Origin of the sequence: Paraburkholderia sartisoli (assembly GCF_900107685.1) — a bacterium.
GTDB lineage: Bacteria > Pseudomonadota > Gammaproteobacteria > Burkholderiales > Burkholderiaceae > Paraburkholderia > Paraburkholderia sartisoli.
Map to the genome: position 1 here is coordinate 46,658 of NZ_FNRQ01000003.1, position 23,855 is coordinate 70,512.

At 64.3% G+C, this 23,855-nt stretch carries 22 protein-coding genes; 8 read left to right on the forward strand and 14 right to left on the reverse strand.

All coding sequences use genetic code 11. The annotated features are described in order from the left end of the window. Positions 1 to 11 precede the first annotated feature (11 nt). From BLV45_RS11505 to BLV45_RS11520, 4 genes are all read left to right on the forward strand, one after another. Complete coding sequence (locus tag BLV45_RS11505) at positions 12 to 692, forward strand: SGNH/GDSL hydrolase family protein (protein ID WP_090533838.1); 681 nt, start codon at positions 12 to 14, stop codon at positions 690 to 692. Between the two features lie 25 nt (positions 693 to 717). Next, positions 718 to 1,761, forward strand: a complete 1,044-nt coding sequence (gene gmd / locus BLV45_RS11510) for a GDP-mannose 4,6-dehydratase (RefSeq protein ID WP_090532980.1) — start codon at positions 718 to 720, stop codon at positions 1,759 to 1,761. Positions 1,762 to 1,853: 92 nt separating this feature from the next. Beyond that, positions 1,854 to 2,129, forward strand: coding sequence for a YlcI/YnfO family protein (locus tag BLV45_RS11515; RefSeq protein WP_090532982.1), 276 nt, complete (start codon positions 1,854 to 1,856; stop codon positions 2,127 to 2,129). Next, positions 2,126 to 2,425 carry a type II toxin-antitoxin system RelE/ParE family toxin gene (locus tag BLV45_RS11520; protein ID WP_090532984.1) on the forward strand — a complete coding sequence of 100 codons (300 nt, stop codon included), beginning with the start codon at positions 2,126 to 2,128 and terminating at the stop codon, positions 2,423 to 2,425. The genes BLV45_RS11515 and BLV45_RS11520 overlap by 4 nt, the downstream gene beginning before the upstream one ends. Before the next feature lie 165 nt (positions 2,426 to 2,590). On the opposite strand, the gene BLV45_RS11525 is transcribed toward BLV45_RS11520, so the two are convergent. From BLV45_RS11525 to BLV45_RS11580, 12 genes are all read right to left on the reverse strand, one after another. Continuing rightward, the gene (locus BLV45_RS11525) at positions 2,591 to 3,940 is read right to left on the reverse strand and encodes a type II toxin-antitoxin system HipA family toxin (RefSeq protein WP_090532986.1); all 1,350 of its coding nucleotides are present in this window, start codon (positions 3,938 to 3,940) and stop codon (positions 2,591 to 2,593) included. 1 nt (position 3,941) lies between these two features. Then, positions 3,942 to 4,205: a helix-turn-helix domain-containing protein gene (locus BLV45_RS11530; protein ID WP_090532988.1), complete on the reverse strand. Its 264-nt coding sequence runs from the start codon at positions 4,203 to 4,205 to the stop codon at positions 3,942 to 3,944. Positions 4,206 to 4,469: 264 nt separating this feature from the next. Beyond that, a complete protein-coding gene (locus BLV45_RS11535) occupies positions 4,470 to 5,636 on the reverse strand; it encodes a glycosyltransferase family 4 protein (protein ID WP_090532990.1) in 1,167 nt (388 codons plus the stop codon). Between the two features lie 75 nt (positions 5,637 to 5,711). Further along, positions 5,712 to 6,926, reverse strand: coding sequence for a glycosyltransferase family 4 protein (locus tag BLV45_RS11540; RefSeq protein ID WP_090532992.1), 1,215 nt, complete (start codon positions 6,924 to 6,926; stop codon positions 5,712 to 5,714). Further along, positions 6,927 to 8,390, reverse strand: a complete 1,464-nt coding sequence (locus tag BLV45_RS11545; RefSeq protein WP_090533840.1) for a glucose-6-phosphate isomerase — start codon at positions 8,388 to 8,390, stop codon at positions 6,927 to 6,929. It abuts the gene before it with no gap. A gap of 2 nt (positions 8,391 to 8,392) precedes the next feature. After that, complete coding sequence (locus BLV45_RS11550) at positions 8,393 to 9,592, reverse strand: glycosyltransferase family 4 protein (RefSeq protein ID WP_090532994.1); 1,200 nt, start codon at positions 9,590 to 9,592, stop codon at positions 8,393 to 8,395. Positions 9,593 to 9,638: 46 nt separating this feature from the next. Beyond that, complete coding sequence (locus tag BLV45_RS11555; RefSeq protein ID WP_090532996.1) at positions 9,639 to 10,562, reverse strand: glycosyltransferase family 2 protein; 924 nt, start codon at positions 10,560 to 10,562, stop codon at positions 9,639 to 9,641. 19 nt (positions 10,563 to 10,581) lie between these two features. Then, positions 10,582 to 12,789: a polysaccharide biosynthesis tyrosine autokinase gene (locus BLV45_RS11560; protein ID WP_245753242.1), complete on the reverse strand. Its 2,208-nt coding sequence runs from the start codon at positions 12,787 to 12,789 to the stop codon at positions 10,582 to 10,584. Positions 12,790 to 12,901: 112 nt separating this feature from the next. Next, positions 12,902 to 14,077 carry a polysaccharide biosynthesis/export family protein gene (locus tag BLV45_RS11565; RefSeq protein WP_090533000.1) on the reverse strand — a complete coding sequence of 392 codons (1,176 nt, stop codon included), beginning with the start codon at positions 14,075 to 14,077 and terminating at the stop codon, positions 12,902 to 12,904. Further along, complete coding sequence (locus tag BLV45_RS11570) at positions 14,071 to 14,514, reverse strand: low molecular weight protein-tyrosine-phosphatase (RefSeq protein ID WP_090533004.1); 444 nt, start codon at positions 14,512 to 14,514, stop codon at positions 14,071 to 14,073. Before BLV45_RS11570 ends, BLV45_RS11565 begins: the two co-directional genes overlap by 7 nt. Before the next feature lie 31 nt (positions 14,515 to 14,545). Continuing rightward, on the reverse strand, positions 14,546 to 15,973 hold the full coding sequence (locus BLV45_RS11575; RefSeq protein ID WP_090533006.1) for a UDP-glucose dehydrogenase family protein: 1,428 nt from the start codon (positions 15,971 to 15,973) through the stop codon (positions 14,546 to 14,548). Between the two features lie 88 nt (positions 15,974 to 16,061). Further along, the gene (locus BLV45_RS11580) at positions 16,062 to 17,480 is read right to left on the reverse strand and encodes an undecaprenyl-phosphate glucose phosphotransferase (protein ID WP_090533008.1); all 1,419 of its coding nucleotides are present in this window, start codon (positions 17,478 to 17,480) and stop codon (positions 16,062 to 16,064) included. Between the two features lie 603 nt (positions 17,481 to 18,083). Here BLV45_RS11580 and BLV45_RS11585 point away from each other — a divergent pair. Then, a complete protein-coding gene (locus BLV45_RS11585; protein WP_090533010.1) occupies positions 18,084 to 19,598 on the forward strand; it encodes a mannose-1-phosphate guanylyltransferase/mannose-6-phosphate isomerase in 1,515 nt (504 codons plus the stop codon). An 87-nt stretch (positions 19,599 to 19,685) separates the two neighbouring features. Here BLV45_RS11585 and BLV45_RS28060 read toward each other — a convergent pair whose 3' ends face one another. Together BLV45_RS28060 and BLV45_RS11595 are read right to left on the reverse strand one after the other, a co-directional pair. Continuing rightward, entirely contained in the window at positions 19,686 to 20,840 is a 1,155-nt protein-coding gene (locus tag BLV45_RS28060; protein ID WP_090533012.1) for a transposase, read from the reverse strand. 380 nt (positions 20,841 to 21,220) lie between these two features. Next, a complete protein-coding gene (locus BLV45_RS11595; protein WP_090533014.1) occupies positions 21,221 to 21,517 on the reverse strand; it encodes a YciI-like protein in 297 nt (98 codons plus the stop codon). A gap of 247 nt (positions 21,518 to 21,764) precedes the next feature. On the opposite strand from BLV45_RS11595, the gene BLV45_RS11600 reads away from it, so the two are divergent. The 3 genes from BLV45_RS11600 (at position 21,765) to BLV45_RS11610 (ending at position 23,823) form a co-directional block, all read left to right on the forward strand. Then, entirely contained in the window at positions 21,765 to 22,064 is a 300-nt protein-coding gene (locus BLV45_RS11600; protein WP_090533016.1) for a PsiF family protein, read from the forward strand. Positions 22,065 to 22,422: 358 nt separating this feature from the next. Then, a complete protein-coding gene (locus BLV45_RS11605) occupies positions 22,423 to 22,872 on the forward strand; it encodes a hypothetical protein (protein WP_090533018.1) in 450 nt (149 codons plus the stop codon). A 363-nt stretch (positions 22,873 to 23,235) separates the two neighbouring features. Further along, positions 23,236 to 23,823 (forward strand): BPSL1445 family SYLF domain-containing lipoprotein, encoded by a 588-nt coding sequence (locus BLV45_RS11610; RefSeq protein ID WP_090533020.1) that lies wholly within the window; start codon positions 23,236 to 23,238, stop codon positions 23,821 to 23,823. Positions 23,824 to 23,855: the final 32 nt, after the last annotated feature.

Consider the following 23,855-nt stretch of genomic DNA (forward strand, 5'->3'; position numbering starts at 1 on the left):
CGGCGCTCGCGATGTGGGCCTGTGTGCGGCCCGCCGGCGCCGCGCAGCAGGACGTGCTGATCGAGGCGTACGGCGACTCGACCACGCTCGGCATCTCATGCAGCGACGGTCATTGCAGCGCCCGGGTGCAGAACGCCGTCACGTATCTGCAGGACGCGTTGCAGGCCGCGCACGGCTGGCGCGTCTCGGTCGTGAACCATGGCGTGGGCGGCACGACGGCATCGCAGTTGCGCGACGGCACGGAGCGCGGACGCGGCACGCCGTGGAAGACACGGCTCGCGGCCTCGCGCGCGCAGATCGTGACGATCAACTACGGGATCAACGAAGTCATGCAGGGCCAGACGCCCGAGCAGTTTCATGCGGCGGAAAGCGATCTCGTCGCGACCGCGCGCGCGCTCGGCAAGCAGGTCGTGCTGGAAACGTCGAACCCGATGCCCGACGGACGCCTGAACGCGAAACTCGCGGCGATGGCCTCGATGACGCGCCGTGTCGCCGCCGAGCAGCACGTGCTGCTCGTCGACCAGTTTGCGTACATCAGCGCGCTGCCCGACTGGAAATCGATGATGTCCGATGGCGCGCACCCGAAGCCCGATCTTTACCGGCTCAAGGCAGAACAGGATTTCAACGTGATCGACCCGCTGGTGCGACAGATGCTCGACAGCGGTAACGCCGTTCACGCCTCCCATCAATGAATCTCACTACCCTGAAGGATCATCCATGAGCACTCCACGCAAGGCGATCATCACGGGCGTGTCCGGACAGGACGGCGCCTATCTGACGAAACTGCTGCTCAACAAGGGCTATCACGTCACCGGCACCTATCGCCGCACGAGTTCCGTCAACTTCTGGCGCATGGAAGAACTTGGCGTGCTCGACCATCCGTCCCTGTCGCTCGTCGAGCACGACCTGACGGACCTTGGTTCGACGATGCGCCTGCTCATCGCCACGCAGGCCGACGAGGTGTACAACCTCGCCGCGCAAAGCTTCGTGGGCGTGTCGTTTGACCAGCCCGTCACGACCGCCGAAGTGACGGGCGTCGGTGCGCTGAACCTGCTCGAAGGCATCCGCATCGTGAACCCGAAGATGCGTTTTTATCAGGCGTCGACATCGGAAATGTTCGGCAAGGTGCAGGCCGTCCCGCAACGCGAGGACACGCCGTTCTATCCGCGCAGCCCGTACGGCGTCGCGAAACTGTTCGCGCACTGGTCGACGATCAACTATCGCGAATCGTATGGGCTCTTTGCGAGCAGCGGCATTCTGTTCAATCACGAATCGCCGCTACGTGGCCGCGAATTCGTCACGCGCAAGATCACGGATACGGTTGCGAAAATCAAGCTCGGCAAGCAGGACGCGCTCGAACTCGGCAACATGGACGCGAAGCGCGACTGGGGTTTCGCGCTGGAATACGTCGAAGGCATGTGGCGCATGCTGCAGGCCGACGAGCCGGATACGTTCGTGCTGGCCACGAACCGTACCGAAACCGTGCGCGACTTCGTGCGCATGGCGTTCGCGGCGGCGGGCTACCAGCTCGAGTGGTCTGGCAAGGCCGAGCGGGAAACCGGCATCGACGTCGCGACCGGCAAGACGCTCGTGCGCGTGAATCCGAAGTTCTACCGTCCTGCCGAAGTCGACCTGCTGATCGGTTGCGCGGACAAGGCCCATGAAAAACTGGGCTGGAAACCGGAAACCACGCTCGAACAGCTGTGCAAGATGATGGTCGCTGCCGATCTCGCGCGGAATGAACATCGTCAGACGTTCTAAGGCTGGTTCGTGTTGCGGATGCCCCTGCGTTGCATTTGCGGTGCAACGGCGTACAATGTCTGCGTCGCAATTGCAATGCACGGAGTTAGTCGATGAAAACCGCCACCATCCCTTCCCTGCGGGTTGATCCCAAGCTGCGCGAAGCGGCCGAAAGCGTGTTGCTCGAGGGGGAAAGCCTGTCGTCGTTTGCGGAAGAATCACTGCGTGCCAATGTCGCTCGCCGTCAGATGCAAAAGGAATTCATTGCACGTGGGCTGGCTGCAAGGGACGAGGCGCGCCGAACGGGCGAGTACTTCGACGCAGACGAAGTGTATGCCGAGCTCGAGGACATGCTGACTGCCGCGAAAGGGCACGAGGGCAACCGTTGAGTTATCGCGTACGCTATACCAGTGCCGCGCGCGCTGATTTGCGGCGGCTGTACGGTTTCATGCTCGAACATGATGTAGCCGCGGCCGGGCGGGCCATTGAAGTCATCCGCAAGAGCACTGAAGTCCTCAGAGCGTTTCCCTTCTCCTGTCGCAAAGCCGATCCTGCCAATCCCTTCCTGCGGGAGCTGATCGTAAGCTTTGGCGGCTCTGGATATGTTGCCTTGTTCGAGATCGAGGATGACACCACGGTGACGATTCTCGCCATCCGCCATCAACGCGAAGACGACTACCACTAGTCCCCGCCCTTTGACGAGGGCTTGCCCACGCGACTGAATGCCACCGAAACCGCCAGCCGTTCCGTTAAAGCGTTGCCAGTTACAGTGCTTGCTCCACGCCTCAGTTCATGAATTGAGGCGTTTTTACTTTAGGTAAGCCACCCGTTGCCCCGATGGCTGCACGCCTCAGCCGGGCGACATGTCTCCGAGCGCCCGGGCGGCACCCAGCAACCCGCCCAGCACCTTGTCGGCCACCTGCTGCGAAAAGCCTTGCGGCAGCTCTGCATGGACCTGCGCCACCACCTCGGGCGTCCGCGTGACCAGCTCCTCGAGCAGCGGCTCGGCGTTTTCTCCATAGCCGACTTTTCTGGCCGTGCTGTTGAAGTGCCGGCGCTGGATGTCATGCGTCTGGTAGTGCCGGTTCTTGCCCAGCAGCGCCATCGCCAGTTTAAGGTCCTGCGCAGCCCACTGGTTCGGCCCTTCGCCGATGACCGGATACGCGGACATCACGTCATACATCGGCGTGAGCCGGAACCGTCCGGCTGTCCCGGCCCGTAGCTGGATGCTGAAGTTCTTGGCATGGCCGTCCGGCGCGCGCAGCATCCAGAACAGGATCTGCGAAGCCATGAGCGCGCGCAGGTCCCGCCCGGCATCCAGCGACTGCTGCACGAGCGTGAATAGTTGCCTGAGGCCCGGCCCGCCTTCATTCTCGTACTTGACGAGTGGCGATGTTCCAGTGGCCTGGCAGAAGTCTTCCTGCACGAGCCGGAACAGCCGGGTGCCGTCGGACGACACGCGGCGGTCGAACCGCTCGACGACGAGTACCCGCTGTTTGCCGAACGTGGCGATGTCAGCCTGCGCCGTGGACAGCCCGTACGCCTTGAAGAGGCGAAGGCAGAGCCACTCGTTGTCCACCGAGGTGCTGAAGTCTGCCCGCCGGCCGCCGACGAGGCCAAGCGGCAGCTTGAAGATGTGCGTGGTGGGCGTCGCGCCGCGCGGCTTCATCCACCTGCCATCCCACCACAGGAAAGCATCCTTCTCCTGGGCGCCGGCCAGCGAAATCCGGAAGTCGTCGTCAGGGTCTCTCGCGCCGGTGAAGCGGTCCGGGGTCACGACTTCCAGCAGGTGGCGTTCGATGGCTTCGTCGTCCATGACAATGCCGTCGATGTGGTCGAGACCGGAAGGCGTCTCGCCTTCTGGCAGGAGTTGCAGTGCGCCGACGCAATCGCGCCCGATCGCGGCCAGCAGGTCGAAGGCTTCGGTGGACCCGGTCTTGAAGCGGGCGGCAACGCGCTTGCGGATGATGTCGCTGTCAGGCAGCAGACCTTCGAAGTAGTGGGCGACGTTGGCGCCTTTCAACGGTTCGTTGTTCAGGTTGAAGGGCAGCGACAGGGATATGGGCCGTCCACGCGGAGAGGCAAGCCAGCCCGCATCGTATTGCAGCTCCATGTCGCCGCGAGCCGTGATGGTCCAGCGGCCTACGTATTCGCCGTTGGCCCAGAGCGCCAGGGTTTGACTGTGTGAGCGCCGCCCCATCTCACCACTCCGTCTTGCTGGCCGGTTCCTGGCTCTCGCGCTCACCCAGCCGCAGTTCCAGTCCGACGGCCATGCACCAGCCCAGCAACTGCCTGAAGCTCAGTTCGTCAGGGTGCTGCTCCAGGTAGGAGACGCGGTTCTGGCTCAAGCCCAACCGGACCGCCACCTCCGCCTGCGTGAGCTTGCGGTGCTTGCGGGCAGCCTTCAGCAATTGACCGAGCTGCAAGGCAGTCACGAGCAGTTGGGACTGCGAGGTGAGAGACATAGGATATATCCGAAATTCAGCTATTTTCATTTTAGCTGAAATTAAGATATTTTTCCAATATCCGAAATACGGATATTCTATGAATATCCGGGAAACGGATAAATATCCGGCGGCCGTGGGGTATCAGGGTAACCGGCAGGCGCTTACGGATGGAACGAACCGGGGCGCCGCATCACGACGGGCAGTGGCTCAGGGTAAGGCCCGTCGCAACTGAACGCCACCGGTTTCCGCGGCATGTTCCCGACGCGTATTGAAGGAAGCGTCCTAATGGACGACGCCCGCCGCGATCGCCTCGTCGTACACCGAAGCCACGCGCTTCGCGATCACCGCATTGTCGAAGTTCTCACGCGCGTACGCACGGCATGCGTCGGCGTCCGGCAGCTTGAGCGAGCCGTCGAGCGCCGCCGCCAGCCCCTGCGCGATCGCCGCAGCGCCGGTGGCCGGCAGCACCAGGTCCTGCGACAGCCCCGCCACCGCTTCCGGCAATCCGCCCACTGGCGTGACGAGCACCGGCGTGCCCGATGCGAGCGACTCCACCGTGATCAGCCCGAATCCTTCGAGCGCGACGGTCGGCACCACGCTGATCGTCGCGGCGCGATACAGCGAGGCAAGATGCTGGTCGGGAACGAAGCCCAGCAGCTTGACGTTGTCCGCGAGACCGGCTTCGTCGATACGCGCCTGCAGCTCCGTTTCGAGCCGGCCCTTGCCCGCGATCAGCAGCAGCACGTCCGGCTGCTGGCGTTTGAGAAGTTTCACTGCGTCGACGAGATCTTCCAGTCCCATGCGCCGCACGAGCCGCCGCACCGCCAGCACGATCGGGCGTCCGAGCGGCAACTGGAGTTTGAGCCGCGCTTCCGTGGGCGTCACCGGCAGGTTGAACTGCTCGACGTTCACGCAGCCCGGCACGACGCGAATGCGCTCCGGCGAGATGCCATAGCGCGACGTCAGGATCTTGCCGAACGCATCCGAGAGCACGATCAGGCGCGACGAACGCGCATACACGGCCTGCTCCAGATAGTGCTTCGCGCGCTGGCCGAGCGAATCGGCGCCTTCGACGTGACTTTCGTCGGCCCACGGTCCCTGAAAATGCGAGACCTGCGGAATGCCGCGCGTGACGTCGAGACCCGGAAACGTGTACAGCGCGAAGTGCGACGAGACCACGTCGGGACGCTCGATCTCGATCGCGGCGCGCAACGCGCGGCGCGCGGCCATCAGACGTCGCGGCAGCGACTGCGCAGCCGGGCCGAAGCCGCGAATCGCGCCATCGGTGTCTTCGGCGACGCGCGACGAGCCCGCGACGACGCCCCGTACCGCGACGCCCGCGCCCGGCAGCGCGCCGACGAGCGAGTAATACATGCGGTCGAGGCCACCGGCGCGCTCGGGGAACCAGTGCATGCCGATTTGCAGCGATTTGATTGAACGGGTTGTCATGGCTGTTCCCTGGTTATTTTTGAACGTGGCTGCAACGACGGGCAGCAGTACGCGTGGCGATCACCGGTACGTGATTCATTCGACCGTCTCCCGGTGCGCGAGCACGGGCGTGCGCACGACTTCGCCTGCGGTGCCGCGCGCGTCGCGCGGATCGTCGCGATGGCCGGCGATCTGCTGGTACAGGTCGATGTACTGGCGCGCCATGCGCGCCCAGCCGAAGCCGGTCGCGAGTTCGCTGGCGGCACGGCCCATCGCGCGCCGTACCGGGTCCGACGCGGCGAGGCGCGCAATCGCACCGGCGAGCGCGTGTGGATCGTCGGGATCCTCGAGCACGATGCCGCACTCGGGCGTGATGATTTCCGCGCCCCCCGCCGTGCGCGCCGTGACGACGGGCAGACCCGCGGCCATCGCCTCGAGCAGCGACAGGCTCATCGCCTCATAGCGCGACGGAAACACGAAGGCGTCGACCGAATGCATCAGCACCGGCATCTCCTTCACGAGCCCGAGAAAATGCACGCGGTGCTCGATGCCGAGCGCGCGCGCCTCGTCCGGATACGGGCTGCCCGGCAGGTAACCCGCGACCGCGATCTGCACGTGCTCGGGCAATTCCTTCAACGCCTTGAGCACCGTGCCGAGATTCTTGCGTGGCGTGCGCAGGTCGCCGACAAAGAGCAGCAGGAACGCGTCGGCCGGCAGGTTGAATTTCGCGCGATCGCCCGTGGCGGCCGCGAAACCCTGCGTATCGACGCCGTTATAGATCACGTCGACGCGGTTGCGCGGCGTGAGCCCGAGCGCGCGGATTTCGTCGGCGACCTTCTGCGAGACGGCCGTGATCACGCGCGAGCGCCGGTAGGCCCAGCGTTCGAGCCGCGCGTTGATGCCCGTGTAGAGGAACTGGTACGCGGACCACACGCCCTTCGCTAGCCCGAACGGGTAGTACCTGCTGCCGAACCAGCCGCTGTGTACGAAGTGCGCGGTGTTCACGTCGGCCGCGATCCACGAGATAAAACCGTTCACGTGCAGCACGTCGTATTCACGACGATGCCGGCGCAGCCACCACGCGCTCTTGAGCGCGAACACCTGCTGGCGGAGCAGGTTCGACGGCCACCCCTTGCCGATCCGTATCGGAATCCAGCGCACGTCCGGGTACGCCAGCAATTCCGGCGCGACGTGCGAGGCAATGAGGGTCACCGCGATATTTTCATCGAGGGCCGCGCGCGCGATTTCATGGTTGACGCGCCCCTGACCGTCGTTGTGACGCACGACGTGCGTGACGATGGCGACTCTCACTCAGTACACTCCATGAAGAATGAGATTCCGCCGGCGGTTCAGCTTTTGCCAGTGCGCCGCGGACAGAATCGAGAAGAAGCTCATGAACAGGAGCAGACCGCCCGTGCCCACGAGCGAATTGGTGAAGACCAGCATCGAGAAACACGCAAGGCCAAGGCTCAGGCACGCGCCCGCGAACTTGTCGTCGCGAAGCGCGAACGAAGCCAGCACGGCGCGCACCAGCAGCCACAGAACGCCCGACATGTAGAGCAGCGTGCCGGGCCAGCCGAGCACGAACGGAATGTTCATCACGCCGCTGTCGAAGTTGCCGTATTTGCCGAGTTCGCCGCCGCTGTCGCTCGACAGCTTGGTCGACGTGCCGGTGGCGCCGAGCCCTTCGCCCTGCACGTCGGTGAACGCGGTTTTCGCGAACGTCGCGTAGAACTCGTTACGCGCCGCATAGCTCGTGTCGTCGTTGAGGTTGACGAGGGTTTGCAGGCGCGTCTGCATGCGCTCCGCGACCGGGCCCACGGCCAGCAGCGGCACGCACAGGCCCGCGAGCAGCACGGCGCTCGCGACGATCCGCACGCGTACGCGGTTGTTCGACTTGACGAGCTGGATCATCAGCGCGACGACCCAGCCGCCCCACGTCGAGCGCACGAGGCTCAGGGCAAACGCGATAAAGCCGAGCGCGCCCGCGATCCAGCGCACCCGGTGCTGCGCCGCCATCACGAACACCATCGCGCCCATCATCGCGAGTGCGAACGGGCCGGACGAATTCATCGTGCTGAACACGCGCACGCCGAGCGGCACGGGGTCGCCCTGCGAGTTCATCTGCGAACCGAGCATCCACATGGCGTCCCACGGCGGCATGATGAAGAACTGCACGAGACCGTACGCGCCCATCGCGAGCATGCCCCAGATGAACGTGTTGACGATCACCTCGCGGTATTCGGGGTACTGGCGCGTGTTCGCCATGATGTGAAAGCCGATCAGCACCGGATAGATCCAGTTCGCGAGGTCGTACAGCGCGGCGAGCGGCCCGCTCGACACGACGCCGACCAGAAACGCATACGCCAGACCCGCGAGAATCAGCAGCACCGGCAGGCCGCGCCGCTGCGCGAGCAGCGGGTAATAGCGCAGCAGCGACAGGCCACTGATCATCGTGACAGCGAGCGGCGCGACCTGGATCAGGCTCGTCGGCGTGAACGAGCCCTTCGACCAGTCCGCGAGACGGCGCACCTCGGGGCTCAGGAACCACAGCCACCACATGAAGCCGACATAGCGCGCGGGGCTTTTGAAGTACAGCCAGAACCCCGTGAGAATCGCGAGCACGGGAAACGCAAGCCTCAGCACGTTGCCCTGGTGCGCGCCGATCAGCACGGCCGTGACCAGCCACAGCAGCGCCTGCGGCAGCCACGCCTTGCGATCGCCGCTGAAAAAGCGCGACGGACGCTCGTCGATTTCGGCGCGTGCGACGGCCATCGTCATTGCCCCCTGCCGGCCTGATGCCGTGAACGCGGTTGCGTGGCCTGCGCGGGCTGTGCGGCTTGCGCGCCACCGCCGCCCGCGCGGCGCCGCGCTTCGTCGACGGAGCGGCCACGCGGCGCCGCGCGCCGGCTCATCAGATCACGCGTGATGCGCACGTGCTGCTGCGCGAACTGCACGGTGGTGAGTTCGCGCGTGGTCACCTGATGCGCGGCGGCCTGTGCCTGACGCAACGCGTCGCCGGGCGTGGCGACGAGCCGGTCGACCGCCTGACGCAGCGCCTCTGGATCGAACGGCGGCACGTACGCGGCCTGCGCGTCGGTGAAGTAGTCCTTCAACGCGCCGACATCGGTGACGATCATCGGCTTGCCGAGCGCCGCGGCTTCGAGCATCACCGTGATGCCCGACGCGTGTGCGTTCGGCCGCAGCGGCACGACGACCACATCGGCCCAGTCGTACAGCTCGCGTTGCTTCTTCAGGCCGGCCGCGGGCGCGATCTCGACGTTCGGGGCGCGCAGCGACGACGGAATGCGCCGGCGCGTCGCCAGCCTGACGGTGTAGCGCGCATCGTTGCCATAGGCGCTGATGAGGCTTTCCCAGTCGCGATCGCGATCGTTGCCGATCGCGGCGATGCGCACCGGTGTGTGCGGCTGCCAGGCAACCGGTTCCTGCACCGGAAAATCGCGCGTGTTCAGGCCATAGTAGACATGCACGGCGTCACGGTCGAAGTAACGGCGGCACAGCGCGGCGTTTTCCGAGGCGAGCGTCGTCAGCACGTCGGCGCGCGCGATCAGCTTGCGATACGCCCAGCGGCGCAGCGCGCCGTAGTGCGGCCATTTGTCGAGCAGCCACACGCTTTGCGCGAGCAGCAGCGGCTGGCGTTTTTGCCGCCGATTGAGCAGCAGCAACAGCGCCACGCCAAGATGTTCGTGTTCCGTGTGCGTCCACACCACGTCGGAGCGCATGATTTCGTCGCGATTGCGCAGCGTGTGAATGAAGTCGAAACCAAGCACGGCCTTCAGCCCGCGGCGCAGGAGCCGCATCGGCAGACGCTCGCGGGCGTCCTGCGAATAGCTCAGCGCGAATTCATCCGATTCGGCATGGTGATAGCCGTACAGGCAGCCGATGTCCTCGCCCTTGCGATAGAAACGCGGATCGGCGCCGTAAAACAGATGGACGTGGACGTGGGTCACACTCATGCAGGAACTCCCGGCTTGTTATGAAGGACTTCGGCTTGGGTGGCGCTCAGGAGGCCGTACGCCGCGCCTCATGCGCGCCGGTACGCACGGCGCGCCAGCGCGACAGCGTCGCGCGGCCGCGCTTCGAGGCCAGCGCGAGCACCGCATGCGCCATGCCCGGGTACACGCGCGTGCCGACGAGCGTGTACCACCACCACGCGGCTTCGCGTCGCAGCGGCGGCAGATGGTCACGCAGGATCAGGTGCAGGTTGTACGCGGCGTTGCGCACGGCCTGCATCGTCTGCGCGTCGCGGCGGTCGTCGTCGAAGCGTTCGGCGGGAAAGTGATCGACGGCGACCTGCGGGTCGTACACGAGCTTCCAGCCCGCGTGCTTCACGCTCATGCTGAACGCCATGTCGTTGTGGACCTGGGCACCCGTGCCGCGCAGGCGCGGATCGAAGCGGATCGTGCGGATCGCCTCGCGCCGGTAGCTCATGTTCGCGCCCTTCAGCAGGTCGACTTCGCGCGCGCCGCCCACGCCGAGATGGTGGTTGCCGATGATCCTGCCCGACGCGCGCAGCTTGCCCACGAGCGGCCGCGCGCCGTCGAGAATGCCGCCCTTCTGGTGTACCCAGTCGCGTCCGCCGAGCGCGCCCAGCAGCAGGTCGTTCGAGAACGCATCGGTGATGCGGCGTGCCCAGTCAGGGTGCGGCGCGGCATCGTCGTCGGTGATCGCGATCACGTCGCCCGTCGCCGCGTCGAGCCCGCGATTGAGCGCCGCGACCTGTCCTGGCGCTTCGACGATCGCGACGCGCAGCGGCAACATGCCCTTCACCGCGGGGTCGTGCAGGTACGCGAGCGTCCCGGCGTCATCGGGGCGCGCGACGACGATCACCTCGTCCGGCGCGCGCTGCTGGCGCTGGAGCGCCGAGAGACAGCGCGCGAGATCGGCGGGACGGCGAAACGTCGGAACCAGTACGGAAAGTTTCATGGTGGGTCCTTGCACGCGCTCAGGCGCTCAGATATTCCTGCATCGCCGCATAACCGCGCGAATAGTTGCCGCGCGCGCGCGCCGGCATCGCGTTGAAAATCACGCCCTGCACGGTCACGCCCGCGTTGTTCAGGCGCTTGAGCGAATCGTTGATCTCGCCCTCGCTGTGCATGCCCGAACGCAGCACGAGGAACGTGGCGCCCGCATGCACCGCGACAATCGACGCGTCGGTCACGGCGAGCACCGGCGGCGTGTCGATCAGGATCACGTCATAGCGCGTCGCAAGCGCGTCGAGATACGTCTGCAGACGCGGCGACATCAGCAGCTCCGACGGATTCGGCGGACGATGACCACACGAGATGAAGCTCAGGTTGTCGGTTTCCGTGTGACGGATCGCTTCCTCGAGCGAGATCTGGCCGCTCAGCAGTTCCGACAGGCCGTTCTCCTGCGTGCCGCCGAGGCAGCGTTCCAGCGCGCCGCGCCGCATGTCGCCGTCGATCATCAGCACGCGCTTGCCGGAGTGCGCGAGCAGCGTCGCGAGGTTGACCGTCAGGAAGCTCTTGCCGACGCCCGGCATCGGGCCCGTCAGCACGACGATGCGGTTGCGCGCGTCCATCATCGTGAACTGCATCGAGGTGCGCAGGCTGCGCATGCTCTCGACCGTCGCATCCTTCGGGCAGGCCGCGGCCAGCACCTTGCGCAGACGGTTGCCGCCCCGCTCGAAGCTGTTTTCCAGCACCGCCTGCTCCGCGCTCATCGGCACGAGGCCGTACACCGGCAGGTGGAACATGCGCTCGACATGCTCCGGATCGTCAATGCCCTTGAAGAGATTGCGGCGCAGGAACACGAAACCGGTGCCCACGATCAGGCCGAGGATCACCGCCGCCGAGAGGATCAGCGTCTTCTTCGGCTTGACCGGCACGCCCGGACGCAGCGCGGCGTCGACGATGTGTACGTTGCCGCCCGTGCCGGCCTTCTGCACCTCCAGTTCCTGCACGCGGTTCAGCAGCAGCACGTAGATGTCCTCGGCAACCTTGGCGTCGCGTTGCAGCTGCACGGCCTTCACTTCGGTGGCCGGCAGGTTGCGGAAGCGGTCCGCGTATTTCTCGCGCTGCGCCTGCAGTTCGGCGAGCTGCTGGCGCGCGGCGATCAACATCGGATGTTCGTTGCCAAAGCGCTGTTCGAGCGAAGCCACCTGGATGCGCAGCGCGGAAATCTGCGACTCGTACTGCACGCTGCCTTCGAGGTAGACCTTCGCCTCGTCGCTTGCGTTGATCGAGCCGGACTTGCTTTGATAGGCGGTCAGCGCGGCTTCGGCGCGTTCGAGATCGCCCTTCAGGCGCGGCTCCTCGCTCTTCAGGAAGGCGAGCATCTTGCTGGCGTCGGCCTGCTTGTTCTCGATGTGCTGACGCAGATACGACTGCGCGAGCGCGTTGGCGATTTCAGCGGCACGCTCGGGATTCTGGTTTTCCAGCGAAATCTGGATGACGCCCGTGCCCTTGCCCTGCTCCGACACCTGGATCGACGACTGGAACGCCGCGATCGCATCGAGGTCGTTCGCGCGCATCACGTTGAACTGCGTGCCTGGACGCGCGACGAGCCGGTTGACGAGAATCGACACGCCGTTGCCCTGCGCCGGCTGGCCAGCCGAGCCGCGCAGCAGCAGCGAGCCGTTGGGCGCCTGCAGTTCGAACTGGTCGTTTGCGAGCGCGGTCATGATCATCTTCTGGCCTTCGAGCGCGGGCGGCACCTCGACGTAATCGACGTCGGCGATTTCACCACCCCACGCGTAGCCGCTGAAGCGGTCGAGACCCGGCCACGGCCGCGCCGGTTCGCCCGGCGTCGCGAGCCGCGCGGCGATGTTGCCGAGCACCGGCATCATCTTCGGCGCGACGCTGAAGTTCAGCTTCAGTTGCTGGACGACGGGCGCCACCACGCCGCGGCTCTTGATCATCTCGATCTCGGCGTCGGTGGGCAGCGCGGTCTGGCCGGACGAGATGTTCGCGCCGGTCTGCGTCTGCGTGAGCGCCTGCGACGTGTTGTCGGACTGCTCGACGCGCACGTGCGCATCGGCCGAATAGACCGGCTTCGCGACGTAGCAATAGAGCGCGGCGACCGCGACGATCGACAGCGCAATGGCGATCAGCCACCAGATGTCGTCGAGGATCACCTGCACCAGTTGACCGAGGACGACGTCCTCTTCTTCGGTCCTGACCGGTCCGGCCAGTTGAGTGTTTGCGTGAGTGCTCACAGTTCGATCCTGGTTGGTTCGCCCGGGTCCCGCGCGGCCCGCGACGATGTTCCGTGCGGGCCTCGCGGGCCGTGGGCGGGTCATGCGACTAGCGCGTCAGCTGCTTCAGATAGAACAACGTCTGGACAGTCGGCAACACCTGCTGCAGCACGCGGTTGAACGTTGTCGACGCGGCAGTGCCCACGTAGACCACATCCATCGGTTGCAGCTGGAACTGCGCGGACAGCATGATGGCGTCCGGCTGCGTCATGTCGAGGCGATACACGTCGGGCGTCGTCGGCTTGTTCTGCATGCCGCGCATCACGTAGATCTGGCGTGGATTCGCATCGGTGTCGAGAATGCCGCCCGCCTGCGTTAGCGCATCGGCGATCGTGAGACGCCCCTTGATCATCTGCAGCTGCACCGGCGCCTTCACTTCGCCCATCACGAACACGCGGCTGTCGATGCGGTCCGGCACGTTGATGATGTCGCCGTTCTGCAGCATCACGTTCTGCGAAACGTCGCCGTTGTCGAGCATGCGGTTCGCGTCGAGCACGTACAGCTTCTTGTTGCGCGTGAGGCGCACGCGCTGCAGGTCGGCGTCGCCGGTGAAGCCGCCGGAGCGCGTGATCGCGTCGACGAGCGACAGCGGCACGTCGCTGATGGCAAGCGGCCCCGGTGTTTTCACCTGGCCTGTCACCTGCACCTTCTGGCTGCGATACGACAGGATGCGCACGTCCACCTGCGGGTTCTTGATGTACGGCACGAGGCCCGCGGCCAGCTGGTCGCGCAGCTCGCCCACCGTCTTGCCGGCGGCGCGCACGCGGCCGACGAACGGGAAGTAGATCGTGCCGTCGGAGGCGACGGTCTGGCCGTACGGATCGGCCTGGCCCGGCAACGCCGTCGTGTACGGCTGCTGCAGCACGGCACCGACCGACTGCGTCGTGTTGCCGCCTGAGGACAGCGTGCTGCCGTTCGGCGTCGTGAGCTCAGGGTGATCCCATACCGTCACGCCCAGAATGTCCTGCGGCATGATCCGGTAGACCCAGTGCGACGCATCGGCAAAGCGCGATTGCGGCAGCACCTGCGGCACGTCGGCGGCCTTCGCCTGGTCCATCACGACCTGCGCGGTGATCAGATGCACCGGATAGTCTTCAGCCGGTGCGCTTTGCGGTTCTTCCTTCAGCCGCGACGTGTCGAGGTAATTCCCCGGCGCGGTCGCACAGGCCGACAGAAAGGCCGTCAGCAACAGCAACAAAGAGAGTGTGAGATTTCGCATCAGCATATTTTTTTTAGCCATCCCATGACCAGGTGTTCGATGAGCACGAGACTTGCCCGATAGCCGGCTTCATGTCCGCCATGCGGATCGGCGACATCGGAGTCCTCCCATTTGCCAAGCGGCCAGACCTTGCCGCGTGAAGTCGGATCGAGCGCCTCGACCTCCTTCACCTGCGCGCGCTCGGTGACGAGCACCAGATCCGCGTTACGCACGAGACGGCGGTCGAGGCGCCGCGCCCGGTGTCCGCTGGTGCTGACGCCACGCTCGGTGAGCAGGCGCCGCATCACGGGGTCCATGCCGTCGCCGTCGAGCGCGCGAATGCCTGCCGACTGGAAGACCATGCGCGCGCCCAGACGGGGCAACGCGCGGGCCTTGAACAGCATCTCCGCGGCCGGCGAGCGGCACACGTTGGCGTGGCAGACGACGAGAACATTGGCGAACATGGACCGGTTCCGTGAGGTACGTGGTGTGCGTTCAGCGGGCCGCGGCCGCGCTGGCCTCGTCCGCACGTGCGGGCGTGGCATGCGCGGGCGCGCGCCGCGCGGACTGGCGGCCGATCGCGTGATACTCGATGCCGAGTTCCTGCATCGATTCCGGCTCGTACAGGTTGCGGCCGTCGAAAACCAGCGGCGACTTCAGCAACGCCTTGAGACTTTCGAAGTCGGGGCTCTTGAAGACCTTCCATTCGGTCAGGATCACGAGCGCGTCGGCGTCCTGCGCGACATCCATTTCCTCGTTCATGAATTCGAGGCGGGCGCGCTGCTGCGGCACGTGCTGCAGATCGAGCGCGAACACGCGCTTCGCTTCGTCGATCGCGACCGGGTCCCAGGCTTTCACGCGTGCGCCGCGTGCGAGCAGCGCCGCGATCAGGCGGCGGCTCGGCGCTTCGCGCATGTCGTCGGTGTTCGGCTTGAACGCGAGACCCCACACGCCGAACGTGCGGCCCGTCAGGTCGTCGCCCAGACGCGTCACGATCTTGTGCGCGAGGATCTCCTTCTGGCCGTCGTTGACGGCTTCCACCGCGTTCAGGATGCGCAGGTCGGCACTGTGTTCACCCGCCGTGCGGATGAGCGCCTGCACGTCCTTCGGAAAGCACGAGCCGCCGTAGCCGCAACCGGCGTACAGGAAGTCGTAGCCGATGCGCGGATCGGAGCCGATGCCGCGGCGCACGGCTTCGATGTCGGCGCCCACGCGGTCGGCCAGATTCGCGAGTTCGTTCATGAACGAGATGCGCGTGGCGAGCATCGCGTTTGCTGCGTACTTCGTGAATTCGGCGGAGCGCACGTCCATGTACAGCGTGCGTTCACGGTTGCGGTTGAACGGCGCATACACGCGCTTCATCACGTCGCGGGCCTTTTCGCCGGGCACGTCCTCGTCGCAGCCGAGCACGATGCGGTCGGGCCGCGTGAAATCCTCGACGGCCGCGCCTTCCTTCAGGAACTCCGGATTCGACACCACCGAAAACATGTGCTTTTCGCCGCGCGCGGCGAGTTCTTCCGCGATCGCTTCGCGCACGCGCAGCGCGGTGCCGACCGGCACCGTCGATTTGTCGACGATCACCTTGAAGCCGTTCATGTAACGGCCGATGTTGCGCGCGGCGGCGAGCACGTATTGCAGGTCGGCGGAACCGTCTTCGTCCGAAGGCGTGCCGACCGCGATGAACTGCACGTCGCCATGCGCGACGGCCGCCTCGATGTCGGTCGAAAACTTCAGGCGCCCGGCCTTGCGGTTGCGCGCGATGACTTCCTGCAGGCCCGGCTCATGGATCGGCACGCCGCCGCCGTTGAGCACGTCGATCTTGCGCTGGTCAAGATCGAGGCAGAACACGTCGTTGCCGATGTCGGCAAGACACGCGCCCGTTACGAGCCCTACATAGCCGGTACCAATGATCGTCAGGTTCATCTGTTACACCTCGAAAATTTGAACATTCCAGAAGCGGAAAACGCATGTGCCGCGGGTCGCTGTCCTGCCTCGCGCGGCGGCGGCCCGCTCAATACGCGTTGCGACCGGCGAAACCCTTGTAGAGCGTCAGGACGACGATCTTGATGTCGAGCCAGAAGCTCCAGTGCTGCATGTAGTACAGGTCGAGCTTCACGCGTCCCATCATTTTTTCGATGCGGTCCGTCTCGCCCCGATAGCCGTTGATCTGCGCCCAGCCGGTGATGCCGGGCTTGATGCGATAACGGTGCATGTACCCCTTCACCAGGTCCTTGTAGATGTCGTCGTGTTCGAGCGCATGCGGACGCGGACCCACCACCGACATCTCGCCCTTCAGCACGTTGATGAACTGCGGCAACTCATCGAGGCTCGTCCTGCGCAAAAACGCGCCGACAGCCGTGATGCGCGGATCGCCGCGCGTCGCCTGGGTGACCTTGCCACTGGTTTCCGCATGCACTTTCATCGAGCGGAACTTGTAGATCTCGAACTCATGCCCGTCGATGCCCTTGCGCTTTTGCCGGAAAAACACCGGCCCCGGCGACGACAGCTTCACCATCGCCGCGATCGCCAGCATCAGCGGCGACAGCGCGGCGAGCGCCGTGAGCGCGAACAGGCGGTCGAACACGAACTTCGGCAGCACGCGCACATCGGTGATCGGCGACGCCGCCAGGTTGATCGCCGGCACGCCCAGCAGGTCGACCACCGGCTGGTTGAAAAGACTCAGGCTGCGCACATCCGGGATGAAGCGGATGTTCACGAACTCGTTGCGAAACTCCATCACGCAGCGATGAATCGTGCGTTCGTGCGACATCGGCAGCGCGAGCCACAGTTCGCGGATACCGCGCGTGCGCACCACCCGCACCAGCCGGTCGAAGTCGCGCTCGACGGGCACGCCCTCGAGTTCGGCCGGCAGGTTCGCGGCGCCCGCGGACGCCTCGATGCGATCGCTCGCGCGCCGGCCACCCGGTTCATCGAACACGATCACGGGGCTAAAGCCCGCTTCCGGGCGGCTCTTCATCTGTTCGATCAGGAAGCGCCCATACAGCTCACCGCCGACGATCGCCACCGCCTTCTGGTTGTAGCCCTCGCGCCGCAGTCCTTTCAGCACGCCGTGTACCAGCGCCTTGGTGATCATCAGCAGCACGACCGTCGCGACGGCCCAGTACGCGAGCCACAGGCGCGACAGCAGATCCGAGCGGTGCAGGCTGAAGATCATCAGGATGCCGGTGCCCTCGACCATCAGCCACGCGCCCGACACGCGCCACAGCAGGTCGTACACGGGCTTGCCGCGCCACGACTGATAGATGCCGAGCGCAGGAAAGAACAGCACCATCAGCAGGCAGTTGAACAGCAGCGACACGCTCTGCATGTCGTTCAGCCACACAAACGTCCCGTGGTACACGGCAGCCGCGACAAGCGCGCCGAGCCCCACCATCGCGATGTCGATAATCCTGGATAGAACGCTCAGCATGAGTCGCCCCTCGGTTCGTCAGTCAAGTTCCGTCCGTGTTTGATTGCATTCGCGCTGCCCGGCCGGGCGGCATGGACAGGCGGTCGTGCCATTCAGCCCGGGCGCCCGTTCATTGCAATGACGGCGAATCCCGGCTATCGACCTGTCGAGCGAAATATCTGGTCTGAATGAGTGAATACCCTCGTACAGGTATAGATAAAGCGATATTAAAATTCGGGTGGCAAGGCGGCAAAATATCTCAAATTGTATCGGCAATTATTACGTTATTTTCTGGCTTTTTTATCAGCAACAATTTCCGCAAAAATTACCTTTTGCCCAGTAAACAGGCAAAACGGACGCATTTTCTGACGCCCTGTGGCAGTCATATCTAAACGGCACCCCCTCCTCCCTCGTCGCGCTTTTTCCGATAAAAAAATACAGCGCCTCTTTTTTTTCAGTTTTTTTCAATTTTTATTTTTATTGATAAATAACCCTGACACACAGGATATATCGGCTATTAATTTCGCCATTACATTCGAGCAACGGGAATTTACTGCTTCTTTTATTGGCAATTTACGTCGTGATACAACTCGACGCATTGAACCAGCCTTCAGGAGCACTCGCATGACAGCGCACATCGCAGCGCCCGACACAGACATCCGGTCCTCAAATGCCGCCACAGTGAAACTCAAAGTTCATCCCGTGATTCTGGCCGGTGGGTCCGGCACCCGCTTGTGGCCGATGTCGCGCGAGCAGCATCCCAAGCAGCTGATCGATCTGCTCGGCGACGAGTCGCTGCTGCAGTCCACCACGCGCCGTCTCGATGCGCTCGACGCAGGCTACCCCGTCGCGGACCAGATGGTCGTGGTGAGCAACGAGGAGCATCGCTTCACGACCGCGGAGCAACTGCGCGTGAGCGGCAAGGCGGCGCAGCTGATTCTCGAACCGGTCGGCCGTGACACCGCACCGGCGCTGACGATCGCCGCGCTGTCGATCATCGCCGATGCCCAGGACGGCTTGATGGTGATCATGCCCGCCGACCATGCGGTGGCGGACGTCGCGCGTTTTCATGCAAGCGTGAGCGCGGGCGTGCAGCAGGCCGCGCTCGGCCATATCGTGACGATGGGCATCGTGCCGACCCGCGCGGAGACCGGTTACGGTTATATCCGCGTGGGCGAACCCGCGCCTGACGCCGGTACGTCGAATGCGCGGCGGCTCGACCGCTTCGTCGAAAAACCGCATCTCGAACTCGCGCAGCGCTATGTGAGTTCGGGCGAATACTGGTGGAATAGCGGCATCTTCATCATGCGCGCGTCGACATGGATTCGCGCGATCAAGCACTTCCAGCCGGCCATTTACGCGGCGTGCGCGCAGGCGTTCGCGGGCGGCAAGACCGATGGCGATTTCTTCCGGCTGCAGCGCGAAGCGTTCAGCGCGTCGCCGTCGAATTCGATCGACTACGCGGTGATGGAACGGCTGAACACGGATACTTCCGTGTGCGCGGGTGTCGTCGTGCCGCTCGATGCGGGCTGGTCGGATGTCGGTTCATGGGACGCGATCTGGCAGATCCTGCCGAAAGACGCCGACCAGAACGTCGGACGCGGTCATGTGATGTTCGAGGGCGCGAATTCGACGTTCGCGCATTCGGAAGGCCGTTTGATTGCATGCGTCGGCACGCAGGATCTGGTCGTCGTGGAAACCGCGGATGCGATTCTCGTCGCGGACCGCGCGCATGTGCAGGACGTGAAGAAGGTGGTCGGCCGCATCCGCACCGCGAACGGCCCCGAGGCGGCGAACCATCGCAAGGTTCACCGTCCGTGGGGCTACTACGATTCGGTCGACACGGGCGAGCGCTTCCAGGTGAAACGGATCGTGGTGAAACCGGGCGCGCGCCTTTCGCTGCAGATGCATCATCACCGCGCGGAACACTGGATCGTCGTTCGCGGCACGGCACTCGTCACGCGTGGCGAAGAGCGCTTCATCGTCTCCGAAAACGAGTCCGCCTACATTCCGCTGGGTGTCACCCATCGCCTCGAAAATCCCGGCAAGATGCCGCTCGAGATCATCGAGGTGCAGTCCGGCTCCTATCTCGGCGAAGACGACATCGTGCGCTTCGACGATACCTATGGACGCCAATGAAGAATCAGCGTGACGTGTTGTCGTGATCCCGTGGGCTGGTGACGCTGTCGCTGCTGTCGCGTTACCTGCCGCGGGTGTCTCCTGCGCTCATCCCGCGTGGGAGATGAATTCGGCGGCCGGCGCGAAACGGTCACGGCCGGTGGTGCTGTCTTCGGTGCTGCTTTCCCTGGTGCTTTCCGGGTAACGGCGAAGCGGAATCCGGTGTGCATTCACGTTCGCCTGCGCGGCAGCGTGCATGTTCGCCGACGTAACGGTAACGGGTTGCGTGATGGCCTTTGCAGCGGACGGCGCAGGCGCGGGCGCAGCGGCCGCGACCACCGGACCCGACGCTGACGTTGCCGCCGGACGTGGCGCAGGCATCGGACGCGACACCGGGCGCAACGCGCCCGCATGCAACGTGTCGGCCTGCGCGGCAGCGGCGAGCGTGCTTTCGTCACGATCGATCCACTGCTGTGCCCATTCGAGCGCGTACTGTTCGGCGGCTTCAGGTGTTTCGAAACGCGGGCCCACGAGGCCGGAACGCTCGACGCGTTTGCCGTCCTTCATGATCTCGGCCCACGCGCGATACATCTCGCCGGGCACAGGCTGCGCCATCACGTAGATGCCATAACCGCGCCGGTCCGCGAACTGCGTCCCCTGTTCGGAAAGTCCCAGCCACATCGCCGCGCGACTGCCGTCGTCCTGATGCGCGGCAGCGTGATCCGCCACTGCATCGGTTCCGTTAGCGCGCGTGGGCGCGTCGTCAGGCGAGCCCGACAGTTGCCGCGTGATCTCCGCGAACGGATCGACGGGACGCGAATCCTGCGCGCCTTCGTGCGGTGCCTGCCACGACTCGGGGCTCTTCCAGAACACACCGCGCACGCCTTCATCGTCGCATGCCGAAGGCGTGGTGACGGGTTGGTGTGCCGGGTGTGCGGCGCGTTGCGGCGCCACGGGTACGGACGACGGTTCCGGAATGTAGGCAAACCGGCGGCCGGTCTGCGACAGAAGCTGCACCACCTCGGCCAGCGTGCCGTTCAGTTGCCACTCTTCGAAGCGGCGACGGCATGTTGGCCCCGAGGGGTAACGGCCAGGAAGTTTGGACCACGGTTCGCCGGTGGTCAGGATCCACAGCACCGCGTTTGTCACGATGCGCGGTTCGGCGCGAGGACGGCCACGTCGGTTAAGACGGACAGCCGGTTCATCTGAAACGAGCGCGGATAGTAGCGCCCATTCGTCATCATTTAGCTCATCGAAAAACATGCGTTTCTCCACGCAGCACGGCCACGCTGCGGCTTTGGACAAGCACAGATTTCTTGTTTCGCGACCTGTGTCGTGCCCCCGGTTGCACAATATGCTTATACGTTCTGGTCCGTTTAGGGGAAACCGCACAGCCTTAGTGCGGCGAATCCCGTTAGCGACGCACAAAACGTGGTCTCACTCGTGCATGGGAGAATTGGTGCAGGAAGCATACCATCACCAGGGTTTGCATGAATATGCATGAGACAAGTGTTACGGATGGAAACAAACTTGTCCTTTTCGCGGCGTTGTTTCACCCTCCGTCTTCACGGAATTGTCGTGATCGTGACCTACACAATCGACGATGATGCGCAGACATTCAATACATCCGCATGCAAATGCGCTTAACGTACCGGAGAGCTCGCACGTTCTCCGACGACGGTCGTCCACGGCCGCACGCGCCAGTGTGTAACGAGTCCCTCGCGCACGTAAGGGTCCGACAGCGCGAACGCTTCGGGAACCGCGGGCGAATCCGCCTCGAAGAGCAGGATCGCGCCGTCGACGGGATCGGCAAGCGCACCCGCGAGCAGCAGTTCGCCGCGCTCGACCGCGGCCCACGCGTAGCGCAGATGTTCGTCGCGATACTCACCGCGCCGCGCCAGATAGTCCGCCGATACGTCGTACATCAACAGATAGTGCATGGTCCCGCCTCCGTGTCTGTGTATCCATGTGCCAATGAAACAGCGAAAAGACGTACTGCTGCGCGACAATGCGCGCCGGTGCTTCGCCGGTATCAGGGAAGAACCTTACGGCGCACCTGTCAACCGTATTATGGTTTTATTCGTTTTGACGGACAGCTTTGCCATAATGGTAACGGCGATGGGCCATGGATCTTTCGACGCCCGCTCGCACGACCACCAACAACGTTCAACAACGATGGAGTGTCCCATGAAGATCCAGTCCGCTATCGCTGCGCTCATCCTCGGCGGCATGCTCGCCTCGCCCCTCGCGTTCGCCGACAACAGCCAGCAGTCGAAGATGACCGTCTGCAACAAGCAGGCGGCCGACAAGAAAGGCGATGACCGCAAGGCGTTCATGAAGAGCTGCCTGTCGGCCAGCGCCCCGGTCGCCGCTTCCGCGCCGATGACGCAGCAGCAGAAAATGACCGCCTGCAACACGCAGGCAACCGGCAAGAAAGGCGACGACCGCAAGGCGTTCATGAAGAGCTGTCTTAGCAACAAGGGCTGAGCATGACGCGCGACGCGATACATCGCATCGCGTCGCGCGTTGAAGCGCCTGCCTTGAGCTTCGCGCTTTAACAGCCCGCTTTAACAGCCGGTAAGGCCATGTCTTCTTCCATGGCTTTTAGCAGCCCGGCGTGACACCTGCATGCCGCGTCCGACGATGCACGCGGCATGCATCACCCGCACCGCCATCCACGTTTCCTGCCTTTATTCCTGGCGCTCTCCCCGTTTGCGCATCGGGTTCGCCGCGCCACGCCGTTTTCTTCTATGATGGCTGCGGAGACGGCCCGGGTACCCACAAACATAAGCAGCAGGGCCGCCATCTTGTCGTTGATGCCGAAGAGCATGGAACGGAGGCAAGAATGGTTGGGAGACACAAGAATCGCTGGCTCAGGCGCTGGCTCGTCGTCATCGTCTTCTGGGCGGTGCCGGTGGCGATCGTCGCGGTCAACGAGATTCGCGAGGAGATGGCCTACAACGCCGTCGACCTCAACACCGCACTCACCACCTGGCAGTTCACCGACGCGCAACGCGCCGCCGGTGCCCCGGCGCACTGCCACGGCATACCCGACGACGCGCGCGCGGCCGGCTGTCCCGCCGACGTGCTGAGCGCCAATGCACCCCGTCAGCAACTGGCCATCGACGAATACGCCGTGCGCAAAAGCACGCTTGCGAGTTACCTGTGGCATGCGTTCGTCGGCTACTGGGTAGTGCCGGCCGCCACGCTCTTTGTGATCGGCGTGCTCATTGGCGGCGTGCGCCGCGCGCTTCGCCGCCCGCCACCGCCCGTCAAGGGCACCGCCGGTCACTGATCACCGGCGCCGGCTGCGGCTTTCCAGCAACACTTTCGGCGGCCCCGTGGCCTGCTCGCTGCGACGCGAAAAAAGTGGAAAAAATGACCGGCGGGAGCGTCACCGCATGTGGCCGGAACAGGATGTCAGATGGAAAGGATGGCGGTATCCGGATCGCATCGCGTGTTGTTTATTCGAGGGATTTTTCGCGTCGCAGCATCGGTCATAATTACAACGCCACGCTCATGACCACGCGCAAAGGCCCGCACCATAAGGGCTTTCGCGATCCGGCCAGCGCGATCTTTCGGGTTCCGTGTGATATAACTGAACAGGCAATCCGACTCACCAATGAGTTTGTACCCAGAACCACGACGGAGAAAAACGATGCAAAGACGAAACTTCATTCTGAAGACTACCGCTGCGCTCGCTTTCGGAAGCCTTGCAATCACGGGCTGTACAACGACGGGAAACAAGCCGGATTCCGCGGCGACCAATGCGTCGAAGCGCCAGTCGATTGACGCCAGCGTCGATGGCACCATTTCACGCCTTTATTCCACGGTGGCCGGTTCGCGGGAACTGGTGTCGAAGTCCCGTGGCATCCTGGTGTTCCCGTCTGTCATCCAGGCTGGCTTCATCGTGGGTGGCCAGTATGGCGAAGGCTCGCTGCGCGTGGGCGGCGGCACGGTCGGGTACTACAGCACGGTGTCGGGGTCGTTTGGCCTGCAGGCCGGCGCGCAGTCGAAGGCCATCATCTTCCTGTTCATGACGCAGGATGCGCTGGACAAATTCCGTAACTCGGATGGCTGGTCCGCGGGTGGCGACGCATCGGTCGCGCTCGTGAAGATGGGCGCGAACGGCGCCATCGACACCACCACGGCTACGGCGCCGGTCGAGGTGTTCATCCTGACCAATGCCGGTTTGATGGGCGACGTCTCGATCGCCGGCACGAAGGTATCCCGTCTGAAGATCTAGTCTTGTCCGTTATGCCATGCCCCGGCGTGCGC